Below are 11,301 nucleotides of genomic sequence, written 5' to 3' on the forward strand. Positions count from 1 at the left end.
TTCCCTGGGGGCGGGCATGGTCGTTTCCCGGGGACGCGCCCGGTCGTTGGGCACCTCGTGAGGCACGTACAAGGGCGCGCGCGGCGCGCGAGGGCCGCGCTGGCCGCCGTAGTGACATGGGCAGGGCTCCTGGCCGGGGCCACGGGCTGTACCTCGGACGACGCGGGCGGAGTCACCGGGGCGTTCGGCGCGCCCCCGGCGCCCGAGGACGTCATCCGGGTGTCGCCCGACGACGGCAGCAGGGGTGTGCGCCCCGGGAAGAAGCTCCGGGTGCGCGTGCCCGACGGCCGGCTGGAGTCGGTGCGGGTCGTCAGATCGCAGGACGCCCAGGAGTCCCGTGTGCCCGGGCGCATCTCCGCCGACGGCCTGTCCTGGGCACCCGACGAGGAGCGGCTCGCGCTGGCCGCCAAGTACACGATCGACGCGGTGGCCGTGGACGGCGACGGACGCCGCTCGGCCCGGCACACCACCTTCACCACGTACGTCCCCGAGGAGCGCTTCATCGGGTACGTCGCCCCGGAGAACCGTGCCACGGTCGGCACCGGCATGATCGTCTCCCTGGAGTTCAACCGGGAGATCAGGCACCGCGCCGCCGTCGAACGCGCGGTGCGGGTCACCGCCCGGCCGGCCGTCGAGATCCGCCCCCACTGGTTCGGCCGGTCCCGCCTGGACTTCCGCCCCGAGCACTACTGGAAGCCCGGCACCCAGGTCACCGTCGCCCTGCGCCTGCGGGACGTCGAAGGAGCACCCGGGGTCTACGGCCTCCAGCACAAGACGTTCTCCTTCACCGTCGGCCGCAGCCAGGTCTCCGTCGTCGACGCCGCCCGGCACACCATGGAGGTCCGGCGCGACGGCGAGCCGCTCGCCACCGTGCCGATCACGGCCGGCGCCCCGAAGACCACCACGTACAACGGCAAGATGGTGGTGACCGAGATGCTCGAGGTCACCCGGATGAACGGCGCCACGGTCGGCTTCAAGAAGCGCAACGGCAAGGGCGAGTACGACATCCCGGACGTCCCGCACGCCATGCGCCTGACCGACTCCGGCACCTTCCTGCACGGCAACTACTGGGCGCACCACACCGTCTTCGGCCGCACCAACGTCAGCCACGGCTGTGTCGGGCTGCGCGACGTGAAGGGCGGCGGCTCGGACACCCCGGCCGGCTGGTTCTTCGACCGCAGCCTCATCGGGGACGTCGTCGAGGTCGTCAACAGCAATGACAAAAAGGTCGCTCCCGACAACGGGCTCGGAGGCTGGAATATGGGCTGGAATGCATGGAAGGCGGGCAGTGCGGTGAAGTAGGCCGACAGAGGGGCGGATCGGCCCGAGATCCCGTTGGGACTGAACAGTGACAATCATGGGCCGCCGGGGCCCCGCACCCTGTGGTTACTATTCGCCGGTGCGCGGGGGACGCGCAGGGGTGCGGGCCTGACCAGGCCCGGGGAGGGGAGAACAACTTGAACGGGCGACCGATATCGGGGGCGTCGGGTGGGGGCAGGAACGGACTGCTCGCGCTGATACTCGGCGTGCTGCTCCTCGCCGTCACGGCGTGTGGCGGCGGAGAGACCGGTTCCGGCGCGGACGACGGCAAGGGCAAGGACGCGGACACCGCGCAGAGCAAGCAGTCCGAGGCCGTCGTCAGCATCACCCCCAAGGACGGCGCCAAGTCCGTCGACACCAGCGGCGCGCTGAAGGTCACCGCCGCCAAGGGGAAGCTGACCGAGGTGGAGGTCAAGGACGCCGAGGGCAAGAAGGTCGACGGCGAGATATCCGGCGACGGCGCCAGCTGGACGCCGTCCACCCACCTGGCCGGCGCCACCAAGTACACGGTCCACGCGGTCGCCAAGGACTCCGAGGGCCGCACGGCCGCGGAGGACGCCGGCTTCACCACGCTGACCCCGAAGAACACCTTCATCGGCACCTTCACCCCCGAGGACGGCTCCAAGGTCGGCGTCGGGATGCCGTTCTCGATCCGCTTCTCGCGGGGCATCACCAACCCGGACGACGTCGAGCGGGCCATCCGCATCAGGACGGAACCGGCCGTGGACGTCGAGGGCCACTGGTTCGGCAACGACCGGCTCGACTTCCGCCCCGAGAAGTACTGGAAGCCCGGCACCAAGGTGACCGTCGACCTGAACCTCGACGGCGTCGAGGGGCGCCCCGGCGTCTACGGCGAGCAGGACAAGACCATCGACTTCACCATCGGCCGCAACCAGGTCTCCGTCGTCGACGCCAAGAAGCTGACGATGAAGGTCATGCGCGACGGCAAGGTGTTCAAGACCATCCCGGTCACCACCGGCAAGCCCGGCATGGAGACCTGGAACGGCCAGATGGTCATCAGCGAGATGCTCACGGTGACCCGGATGAACGGCGAGACGGTCGGCTACGGCGGCGAGTACGACATCAAGGACGTCCCGCACGCCATCCGCCTGACCACCTCCGGCACGTTCTTGCACGGCAACTACTGGGCGGGCGGCGCCTTCGGCAACTACAACGCCAGCCACGGCTGCATCGGCCTGCGCGACGTGCGCGGCGGCTGGGACAAGAAGGCTCCGGCCGCGTGGTTCTTCAACCACTCGATGATCGGCGACGTGGTGATCGTCAAGAACTCCGAGGACAGGATCGTCGACCCGGACAACGGGCTCAACGGCTGGAACATGTCGTGGGAGAAGTGGAAGAAGTAGGTCTGAGCTGACGGCGAGGGGCCCCGGTGTGACGGACCGCACCGGGGCCTCTGCCGTTAGCCCCCGTTAACCTGCTGCCTATGACCGTCTCTCTCGAAGTCGCTGAAGGCGTAGGCACGCTCCGTCTCGACCGCCCGCCCATGAACGCGCTGGACATCGCCACGCAGGACCGGCTGAAGGAACTCGCCGAGGAGGCCGCGCGCCGCGAGGACGTGCGGGCCGTGGTGGTCTACGGCGGCGAGAAGGTGTTCGCGGCCGGCGCGGACATCAAGGAGATGCAGGCGATGGACCACACCGCGATGGTCCTGCGCGCCCGCGCCCTCCAGGACTCGTTCACGGCGGTGGCCCGGATCCCCAAGCCGGTCGTCGCGGCCGTGACCGGCTACGCGCTGGGCGGCGGCTGCGAACTCGCGCTGTGCGCGGACTTCCGCATCGCCGCCGAGAACGCCAAGCTCGGCCAGCCGGAGATCCTGCTCGGCCTGATCCCCGGCGCGGGCGGCACCCAGCGCCTGGCCCGCCTGGTCGGCCCCTCCAAGGCCAAGGACCTGATCTTCACGGGCCGGATGGTGAAGGCCGACGAGGCGAAGGAGATCGGCCTGGTGGACCGGGTCGTGCCCGCCGACGAGGTGTACGCGCAGGCGCACGCCTGGGCCGCGAAGCTGGCGCAGGGCCCGGCCCTCGCGCTGCGCGCCGCGAAGGAGTCGATCGACACGGGCCTGGAGACGGACATCGACACGGGCCTCGCGGTCGAACGGAACTGGTTCGCAGGGCTGTTCGCCACCGAGGACCGCGAGCGCGGGATGCGCAGCTTCGTGGAGGAGGGGCCGGGCAAGGCGAAGTTCCTGTGAACCTCCCTCCGGGTGCTTGCAATTGACGACCTGTCTGATCCGCGTCCCTCGAAGGGGCGGTTTATGGCAGCCTTAAGGCACCCTTAAGCGTGCCCGGCCGAGGGAGTCCGTCGCTTGCCCCGAAATGGTCCGTTCCAGCAGGTCGGAGGGGGTGCGGGCGACTCCGAAGCGTCGTTGGCATATGACGGTGGGTCTCCGGCGGGCGGTCCGCACCCGGCGGCGTATTCCCCGGGAACGGCCCCGTCGGGCCCTCCGGGCGGCGATGATGGGGGCATGGCGGGGCTGGAGGGTATGGAACAGCCGCGGGGAGACGCACATGCGGCCGCGGCGCGCTGGTCGCCGACCGTCGAGGACGAACACGCGCTGAAGGCGCTGGAGTTGTACGGCAACCCGACGGAGGCAGAGGTCCCCCTGCCGTCCCGCCCCGAGTCCGCGGCCACCGCCAGACGCCTCACCCAGGTCGTGGTCCTGCGCCACTGGGGGCTCACGCCCAAGACCACCGAGGATGCCGTCCTGCTCGTCTCCGAGCTGGTCGGCAACGCCGTACGGCACACCGGCGCCCGCGTCTTCGGGTTGCGCCTGCACCGGCGCCGCGGCTGGATCCGCGTCGAGGTCCGCGACCCCTCCCGGGGGCTGCCGTGCCTGATGCCGGTCCAGGAGCTGGACGTCAGCGGCCGCGGCCTGTTCCTCGTCGACAAGCTGGCCGACCGCTGGGGGGTCGATCTGCTGCCCCGGGGGAAGACCACGTGGTTCGAGATGCGGGTCGCCGACCGCTGAGGGCGCGGCACGGCAGGGCCCGCGACAGCCCAACCCGGCCGCCGATCGGGCGAATAGCCGGTTTCCCGGCGAAGCGCACCTTAAATGGTGCAATGCACCGTCACCTCGTCAAGAGCACCCTCGTCGCGGGTGCCGCCCTCGCCGTCCTCGCCGCCTGTGGCACCCAAAGCGGGGAACGGACCTCCCAGGCACACGGCACCAAGGCCGCCGTGCCCGCCCCGCCCGAGAAGAAGCCCGTCGAGGGCCTGCCCGGCATGCCGCCCGTCCTGGACCCCGAGGACGTGTACGCGGCCGACCGCCCGAACAAGCTGTCCCCGGTGGTCAAGGACTTCCCGTCCCGGGTCTACGTGCCCAACACCGAGTCCGACACGGTCTCCGTCATCGACCCGAAGACGTACGAGATCATCGAGACGATCCCGGTGGGCCGGCAGCCCCAGCACGTCGTGCCGTCCTGGGACCTGAAGACGCTCTGGGTCAACAACAACCGCGGCCACACCCTCACCCCGATCGACCCGAAGACCGGCAAGGCGGGCAAGGAGGTCGAGGTCCACGACCCGTACAACCTCTACTTCACGCCCAACGGCAAGTACGCCGTCGTCATGGCCTCCCTCGACCGGGAGCTGGTCTTCCGCGACCCGCACACCATGGAGCGCAAGAAGACCGTCCCGGTCTCCTGCTACGGCGTCAACCACGCCGACTTCTCCCTCGACGGCCGCTACTTCATCGTCTCCTGCGAGTTCAGCGGCGAGCTGCTCAAGGTCGACACCGAGAAGATGAAGGTCGTCGGGCAGCAGCGGCTGCCGTTCGAGGGTGCCATGCCGCAGGACGTGAAGGTCTCGCCCGACGGCAAGAAGTTCTACATCGCCGACATGATGGCCCACGGCATGTGGGTCCTGGACGGTGACAAATTCACCGAGCCGACCCTGCTGCCCACCGGCAAGGGCTGCCACGGCCTCTACGTCAGCCGCGACTCCCGCGAGATGTACGTCTCCAACCGCGGCGAGGGCACGATCTCCGTCTTCGACTTCACCCAGGACAAGCTGACCAAGAAGTGGCGGCTGCCCGACGGCGGCAGCCCCGACATGGGCGGCGTCTCCGCCGACGGCAAGGTGCTGTGGCTGTCCGGCCGCTACGACGCCGAGGTGTACGCCATCGACACCCGCACCGGCACCCAGCTCGCCCGCATCCCCGTCGGCAGCGGCCCGCACGGCCTGGCGGTCTACCCGCAGCCCGGCCGCTACTCGCTCGGCCACACGGGGATCTTCCGGTGACGCCCATCTGCCGTCCACCCGGGGGAAGTTGACACGCCACCGATCGGGTGAGGGTCCCGGGCCCGCCGCAGCGGAACCGCGATCGTGCTGCGCATGATCACTCTCCGTCTGCGGCGGCGCGCCACGGCCGCCGCCCTCTGCCTCACGGCCGTCCTCACGACCACGGCCGCCGCGCCCGCCCAGGCGCCCGCCAAGCCCGCGGCCCCCGCACCGGCCGCCTGTCCCGTCCGGTTCGACGACGAGATCAAGGCCGCCGCCGACCGCCGTGTCGACGTCGACCGCATCACCCCCGACCCGTCCTGGCGCACCACCTGCGGCACGCTCTACCGCGCCGACGGCCGCGGCCCGTCCGTCGTCTTCGAGCAGGGCTTCCACCCCAAGGACGTCGTCAACGGTCAGTACGACCTGGAGAAGTACGTCCTGGTCAACCAGCCGTCCCCGTACGTGTCCACGACGTACGACCACGACCTCTACAAGAAGTGGAAGCCCGCCTTCAACTACTACGTCGACGCCCCGGGCGGCATCGACGTCAACAAGACCATCGGCGACACCCACAAGTGGGCCGACCAGCAGGAGGTCGCCTTCCCCGGCGGCATCGCCCGGGAGTACATCATCGGCGTCTGCCCGGTGGACAAGCAGACCAAGACGGAGATCATGAGCGAGTGCGAGAGCAACCCGCACTACAAGCCGTGGCACTGATCAGCACCTCCGAGCCCACCGTTGTGGCCGCCGCGCTGGAGGTTCGGGCGGGCGGTTAATCTGACCTGCGTCAGTACGACGTACAGCACGAGATGAGGGGCGGACCGGTGGCGGACATCGAGGAAGCACGCAAGCAGTTCGAGCAGATCGATACGGACGGTGACGGATACATCACCGCTGCCGAGTTCAAGACCGCCCTGGCCCGGTCGGGCGACTGGAACGTCACCGAGTCGGTCGCCGAGGTCGTCATCAAGACCCGCGACCTGGACGGCGACAAGAAGCTGAGCTTCGACGAGTTCTGGGCCTACCTGAGCAAGTAGTCGCCGGGGCGCCCGCAGCTGAGCGAAGGGGCCCGGTCCACGAACGGACCGGGCCCCTCGTCATGCCCGGCGGGCGGTGCGCACACTCCACCGGCCCTCGTGCCGTTCCAGCGTTGGCGGCAGGTCGAAGCACTTGCCCAGCCGGTCGGCGGTGAGTACCTCTCCCACGGGGCCGCCCGCGAGCGGACGGCCCTCGCGCAGCAGCAGGGCGTGCGTGGTGTGGGCCGGCAGCTCCTCCAGGTGATGGGTGACCAGGACCGTGGCGAGACGCGGATGCTCCCGGCGCAGGTCCTCCAGCGCCCCGATGAGCCCCAGCGTCCCGATCAGCCGCTCCGCCCGCGCGGCCTGCTGCGGCTCCGGACGCCACCGGGGCAGCGGCTCCACCGAGTTGGTCAGGCCGGTCAGCACGACGTCCCGCACCCGCAGCGGCGAGGCCGGCGGATGCCGGGGATCGACATGCCCCACGTGCGCGCGCAGCTCCCGCAGGTCGACCCGGCCCAGCCGATGGCCCAGCACCTCCACGGTGCCCCGGGTGGGGTGGACCAGCGCGCCCAGCAGGCGGAGCAGGGTGGACCCGCCCGCGCCGTTCGCACCGAGCAGCGCCCAGTGCTCCCCTGCCCGGACGGTCAGGGACACCTCGGCCAGGATCGGCCGGCCGTCGCGGACGACATGGACGTCCTCGGCCCGCAGGACGACCGCCGTCACCGCAGGGCCCTGTTGACGGCGGACAGCACCGCCCGCACGGACGCGGCCAGGGCCGAGGCGTCCCGGCCCGCGCCCCAGCACGTCGCGGAACCGACACGGCACTCGGCGAAGGCGTCCGTGCCCTCGTCGCCGGCCCGCTCGCAGAAGTCGAGGACCTCCACGGCCACCCCGGCCCCCGCCAGCGCGTCGACGAACGCGGAGACGGGACCGCTGCCCGAGCCCTCGTAGTCGCCGGTGCGCTCGCCGGTCCGCAGGGTGCACACGAAGCGGTGCGCGCCCGTGGCCTCGTCCCGGTGCACGGACCAGGCGTCCAGCGCCGCCTCCCCGTCCTCCACCACGTACGTCGCCCGGAACAGCGCGTACAGCTCCTTCGCCGTCATCTCCCGCCCGCTGTCGTCCGTGGCCCGCTGCACGACCTGGGAGAAGTCCGGCCGCATGCGCGCCGGCAGGTCGACGCCGTGCGCGGTGCGCAGCAGGTACGCCGTGCCGCCCTTGCCCGACTGCGAGTTGACCCGGATCACCGCCTCGTAGGAGCGGCCCACGTCGGCCGGGTCGATGGGCAGGTACGGCACCGACCAGGGCGCCCGCCCCTCGGGCACCCCCAGCTCCCGGGCCCGCTCGGCATGCCGGGCCAGGCCCTTGCTGATGGCGTCCTGGTGGGTGCCCGAGAAGGCCGTGTGGACCAGGTCCCCGGCATACGGGTGGCGCGGGTGCACGGGCAGCCGGTTGCAGTGCTCGACCGTCTCCCGTACGGCGTCGAGGTCCCGGAAGTCGAGCATCGGGTCGACGCCCTGGGCGTACAGGTTGAGCGCGAGGGTCACCAGGTCGACGTTGCCGGTGCGCTCCCCGTTGCCGAACAGGCAGCCCTCCACCCGCTGGGCGCCGGCCAGCACGGCCAGTTCGGCGCAGGCGACGCCCGTGCCGCGGTCGTTGTGCGGGTGCACGGAGAGGATGACGCTGTCGCGGCGGGCCAGGTTCCGGTGGACGTACTCGATCTGGTCGGCGTAGACGTTCGGCGTCGCGATCTCCACCGTCGCGGGCAGGTTGTGGGTGACCGGCCGGTCCGGGCTCGCGTCCCACAGCCCGGTCAGCCCGTCGCACAGTTCGAGCACGAAGTCCGGCTCGGTCAGGTTGAAGGTCTCCGGGGAGAACTGGAAACGGACGTACGATCCCCGGTCCGCCCGGCGGGCCATGTGCTCGGCGGCCTCCCGCACGGTCCGCCACACCGCCGCCCGGTCACGCCCCAGGACGACGTCCCGCCACACCGGCGAGGTCGCGATGTACAGGTGGACGACGGCCCTCGGCAGGCCCTCGATCGCGTCGAAGGTGCGGTCGATCAGATCCCGGCGGGCCGGGGTGAACACGACGGGCGTGACGTCGTCCGGTACGGCGCCGCTGGTCACCAGGTGCCGGACGAAGTCGAAGTCGGTGCGGCTCGCCGACGGGTAGCCGACCTCGATCTCCTTGAAGCCCATGCCGGTCAGCAGGTCGAAGAAGCGGCGCTTGCGGGGTGTGTCCATCGGCTCGGCGAGGGCCTGGTTGCCGTCGCGCAGGTCGACGGGGACCCAGAGGGGAGCGCGCTCGATCCGGGCGGCGGGCCAGGCGCGGTCGGCGGCGGGGACACGCACGCGGTCCTGGAAGGGGCGGTAGCGGTGGTACGGCATGGGGCCCGGGCGCTGGGGGTTCCAGGCCGGGGCGGGGGTGGTGGTCATCGTCGGCTGTGGCCTTCGGCTCGGTCGGACGGTGACCGGCAGCACGGCGACCCGCGGCGGGGTGCCGGTCGCGTCAGGCCCCGCCGCGGCAGCCGAGGAGAAGGAGACCGCGAAGCGTCACGCGCAGTACGCTAACCACTGGTCAGGTCCTCAGACAAGTGGAATTCCCGTTCCCCTCAGACAAGTTGGTGAACCCATGCCGCTCGGTGCCGTCCGCCCCAGCCCCCTGGTCGAGCAGGCCGCCGCCCGGCTGCGCGAGCAGATCACGGGCGGCCACTGGCCGGTCGGCACCAAGCTGCCCGGCGAGACGACCCTCGCGAAGGAACTGGGGGTGGGCCGCTCCACCGTCCGCGAGGCACTGCGCGCGCTCGCCGGCGCCGGGCTGGTGCGGCCCCGCCAGGGCGCCGGCGTCTTCGTCATCGCCACCGAGCCGGTCGAGGACTGGCCCACCCGGCTGCGCCGGGCCGCCGTGACCGACGTCTACGAGGTCCGTATGGCGGTCGAGGTCCACGCGGCCCGGCTGGCCGCGCGCCGCCGCACGCCGGAGGACGTCACGGCCCTGTGGGCGGCACTGCGGGCCCGCCGGGCCGCCACCCCGCTCGACGACCCCGCCTTCGTCGACGCGGACATCGCCTTCCACGCCGCCGTCGTCGCCGCCGCCCACAACCCCGTGCTCGCCGACCTGTTCGCCGAGTTCACACCCGTCCTGCGGGAGGGCCTGATCGAGCTGCTCTCCCTGACCGGCCTGCGCAACGACGACCCGAGCACCGGCGACGAGGCCCACGAGGCGCTCGTCCGGGCCGTGGAGGACGGGGACGCGGAGGCGGCGGCGGAGGTGCTGCGGCAGGAATTGGAGGACCCCTTCGCACCCGCCCGGAACCCGGAATAGCCCGCCTGCCCCGGGGGTTGACCCTGATCACCAAGGCTCCGCGAGGCGCTGTCCACATCCCGAAAGGCGAGGCGAGGACATGAAGATCGGCATCATCGGAGCGGGCAACATCGGCGGCAACCTGACCCGGCGGCTCACCGCCCTCGGCCATGACGTGTCCGTCGCCAACTCCCGCGGCCCGCACACCCTCACCGCCCTGGCGGAGGAGACCGGATCGACGCCCGTGACGGTCGAGGAGGCGGCGCGGGGCGCGGAAGTGGTCGTGGTGACCATCCCCTTGAAGGCGGTCCCGGACCTGCCGTCCGGTCTCTTCGACGGAGCGGCCGACGGCGTCGTGGTCATCGACACCGGCAACTACTACCCCCGGCAGCGGGACGGCAGGATCGCCGGGATCGAGGACGAGGGCCTCACCGAGAGCCGCTGGACGGAACGGCAGATCGGCCACCCCGTGATCAAGGCCTTCAACGGCACCTATGCCCAGGACATCCTGGACCGCCCGCTCCCGGCCGGCGACCCCGGCCGCATGGCCCTCCCTGTGGCCGGCGACGACGAGGCGGCCAAGCGCAAGGTACGGGAACTGATCGACGAACTCGGCTTCGACACCGTCGACGCGGGCGGCATCGACGACTCCTGGCGCCAGCAGCCCGACACCCCGGTCTACGGCCTGCGCGCCGGCACCGAGACGGTCACGAAGGCCCTGGCGGAGGCGTCTCCGGAACGCCCGGCGGACTTCCGCGGCTAGGCCACGCGGAAAATCAGGCGTCCTCGGCCCACTTCCGCAGCGCCGCCTTGCTCTCGAAGTCGGCGACGTTCTTGTCCAGCGGGTCGTCGGTGTACTGGTGGAAGCGCCACTTCGCCTTGATACGGGGCTTGCCCGCGCTGACGTAGTCGGCTATCCACAGCCCGTCGCCCGCGTAGGAGGTCGTGTCGATGTTGAGCCAGAAGTTGCGGTTGCAGTAGAGCACCACCTGGTTGTTCGGCCGGAGATCCTTCAGCTTCCGTATGAACAGGTCCTTCTCCGCGTTGCTCGCGTGCGTGCCGTTGCTGGTCGTCTCCCAGTCGACGGCGAGGATGTCGCCCGCCCGGTCCGGGGCCTTGCCGACGAAGTACTCGGCCTGGGCGGTGAGGTTGCCGGGCCACAGGAAGTGGTAGAAGCCGACGACCAGCCCGGCGTCCCGCGCCCGCTTCGTCTGGGCGGCGAGCTTGGGGTTGACGTAGGAACGGCCCTCGGTTGCCTTGACGAAGACGAAGGAGAGGCCCTCGGTGCTGTAGGAGGAGGACTGGTACGCGCTCACGTCTATGCCGCGCAGCATAGGGGCTCCCTGAAGTGCCGGTGGAGAGGGGGAGTTGGTGCCTACCACCATGACACGGGCTGCTGTGACCTGACGTGGAAATT

General features: G+C 71.0%; 11 protein-coding genes and 1 pseudogene. 9 read left to right on the plus strand and 3 right to left on the minus strand.

The window, feature by feature from the left end; all coding sequences use genetic code 11:
- The first annotated feature begins 57 nt into the window (after positions 1–57).
- The 7 genes from IE255_RS28695 (at position 58) to IE255_RS28725 (ending at position 6,599) form a co-directional block, all read left to right on the plus strand.
- A complete protein-coding gene (locus IE255_RS28695; RefSeq protein ID WP_190053300.1) occupies positions 58–1,302 on the plus strand; it encodes a L,D-transpeptidase in 1,245 nt (414 codons plus the stop codon).
- Positions 1,303–1,457: 155 nt separating this feature from the next.
- Complete coding sequence (locus IE255_RS28700; protein ID WP_190053301.1) at positions 1,458–2,684, plus strand: L,D-transpeptidase; 1,227 nt, start codon at positions 1,458–1,460, stop codon at positions 2,682–2,684.
- An 80-nt stretch (positions 2,685–2,764) separates the two neighbouring features.
- Positions 2,765–3,532, plus strand: coding sequence for an enoyl-CoA hydratase/isomerase family protein (locus IE255_RS28705; protein ID WP_190053302.1), 768 nt, complete (start codon positions 2,765–2,767; stop codon positions 3,530–3,532).
- 174 nt (positions 3,533–3,706) lie between these two features.
- Entirely contained in the window at positions 3,707–4,309 is a 603-nt protein-coding gene (locus tag IE255_RS28710) for an ATP-binding protein (RefSeq protein ID WP_190053303.1), read from the plus strand.
- A 92-nt stretch (positions 4,310–4,401) separates the two neighbouring features.
- Positions 4,402–5,580 carry a YncE family protein gene (locus IE255_RS28715; RefSeq protein ID WP_190053304.1) on the plus strand — a complete coding sequence of 393 codons (1,179 nt, stop codon included), beginning with the start codon at positions 4,402–4,404 and terminating at the stop codon, positions 5,578–5,580.
- Positions 5,581–5,673: 93 nt separating this feature from the next.
- Entirely contained in the window at positions 5,674–6,279 is a 606-nt protein-coding gene (locus IE255_RS28720; protein ID WP_190053305.1) for an ADP-ribosyltransferase, read from the plus strand.
- Between the two features lie 107 nt (positions 6,280–6,386).
- Complete coding sequence (locus IE255_RS28725; protein WP_190053306.1) at positions 6,387–6,599, plus strand: EF-hand domain-containing protein; 213 nt, start codon at positions 6,387–6,389, stop codon at positions 6,597–6,599.
- 60 nt (positions 6,600–6,659) lie between these two features.
- On the opposite strand, the gene IE255_RS28730 is transcribed toward IE255_RS28725, so the two are convergent.
- Both IE255_RS28730 and IE255_RS28735 read right to left on the minus strand, forming a co-directional pair.
- Positions 6,660–7,304 carry an ATP-binding cassette domain-containing protein gene (locus tag IE255_RS28730; protein WP_190053307.1) on the minus strand — a complete coding sequence of 215 codons (645 nt, stop codon included), beginning with the start codon at positions 7,302–7,304 and terminating at the stop codon, positions 6,660–6,662.
- Positions 7,301–9,016, minus strand: a complete 1,716-nt coding sequence (locus IE255_RS28735) for a 2-isopropylmalate synthase (protein WP_190053308.1) — start codon at positions 9,014–9,016, stop codon at positions 7,301–7,303. The genes IE255_RS28730 and IE255_RS28735 overlap by 4 nt, the downstream gene beginning before the upstream one ends.
- 196 nt (positions 9,017–9,212) lie before the next feature.
- Here IE255_RS28735 and IE255_RS28740 point away from each other — a divergent pair, with 196 nt between their 5' ends.
- Positions 9,213–9,905 (plus strand): FadR/GntR family transcriptional regulator, encoded by a 693-nt coding sequence (locus tag IE255_RS28740; RefSeq protein ID WP_190053309.1) that lies wholly within the window; start codon positions 9,213–9,215, stop codon positions 9,903–9,905.
- Between the two features lie 73 nt (positions 9,906–9,978).
- Positions 9,979–10,647: pseudogene (locus IE255_RS28745) on the plus strand (NADPH-dependent F420 reductase); the annotation flags it as partial.
- 13 nt (positions 10,648–10,660) lie between these two features.
- On the opposite strand, the gene IE255_RS28750 reads toward IE255_RS28745, so the two are convergent.
- Positions 10,661–11,218 carry a glycoside hydrolase family 25 protein gene (locus IE255_RS28750; RefSeq protein ID WP_190053311.1) on the minus strand — a complete coding sequence of 186 codons (558 nt, stop codon included), beginning with the start codon at positions 11,216–11,218 and terminating at the stop codon, positions 10,661–10,663.
- Positions 11,219–11,301 lie beyond the last annotated feature (83 nt).

It is taken from the genome of Streptomyces lomondensis, from assembly GCF_014651035.1.
In the GTDB taxonomy this organism is placed as follows: Bacteria; Actinomycetota; Actinomycetes; order Streptomycetales; family Streptomycetaceae; genus Streptomyces; species Streptomyces lomondensis.

Excerpts from the sequence above, each read along its gene's own strand:
- IE255_RS28705 (WP_190053302.1), top strand. The coding sequence starts at position 2,765 with ATGACCGTCTCTCTCGAAGTCGCTGAAGGCGTAGGCACGCTCCGTCTC.
- IE255_RS28715 (WP_190053304.1), top strand. The coding sequence starts at position 4,402 with ATGCACCGTCACCTCGTCAAGAGCACCCTCGTCGCGGGTGCCGCCCTC.
- IE255_RS28720 (WP_190053305.1), top strand. The coding sequence starts at position 5,674 with ATGATCACTCTCCGTCTGCGGCGGCGCGCCACGGCCGCCGCCCTCTGC.
- IE255_RS28735 (WP_190053308.1), bottom strand. The coding sequence starts at position 9,016 with ATGACCACCACCCCCGCCCCGGCCTGGAACCCCCAGCGCCCGGGCCCC.
- IE255_RS28740 (WP_190053309.1), top strand. The coding sequence starts at position 9,213 with ATGCCGCTCGGTGCCGTCCGCCCCAGCCCCCTGGTCGAGCAGGCCGCC.
- IE255_RS28750 (WP_190053311.1), bottom strand. The coding sequence starts at position 11,218 with ATGCTGCGCGGCATAGACGTGAGCGCGTACCAGTCCTCCTCCTACAGC.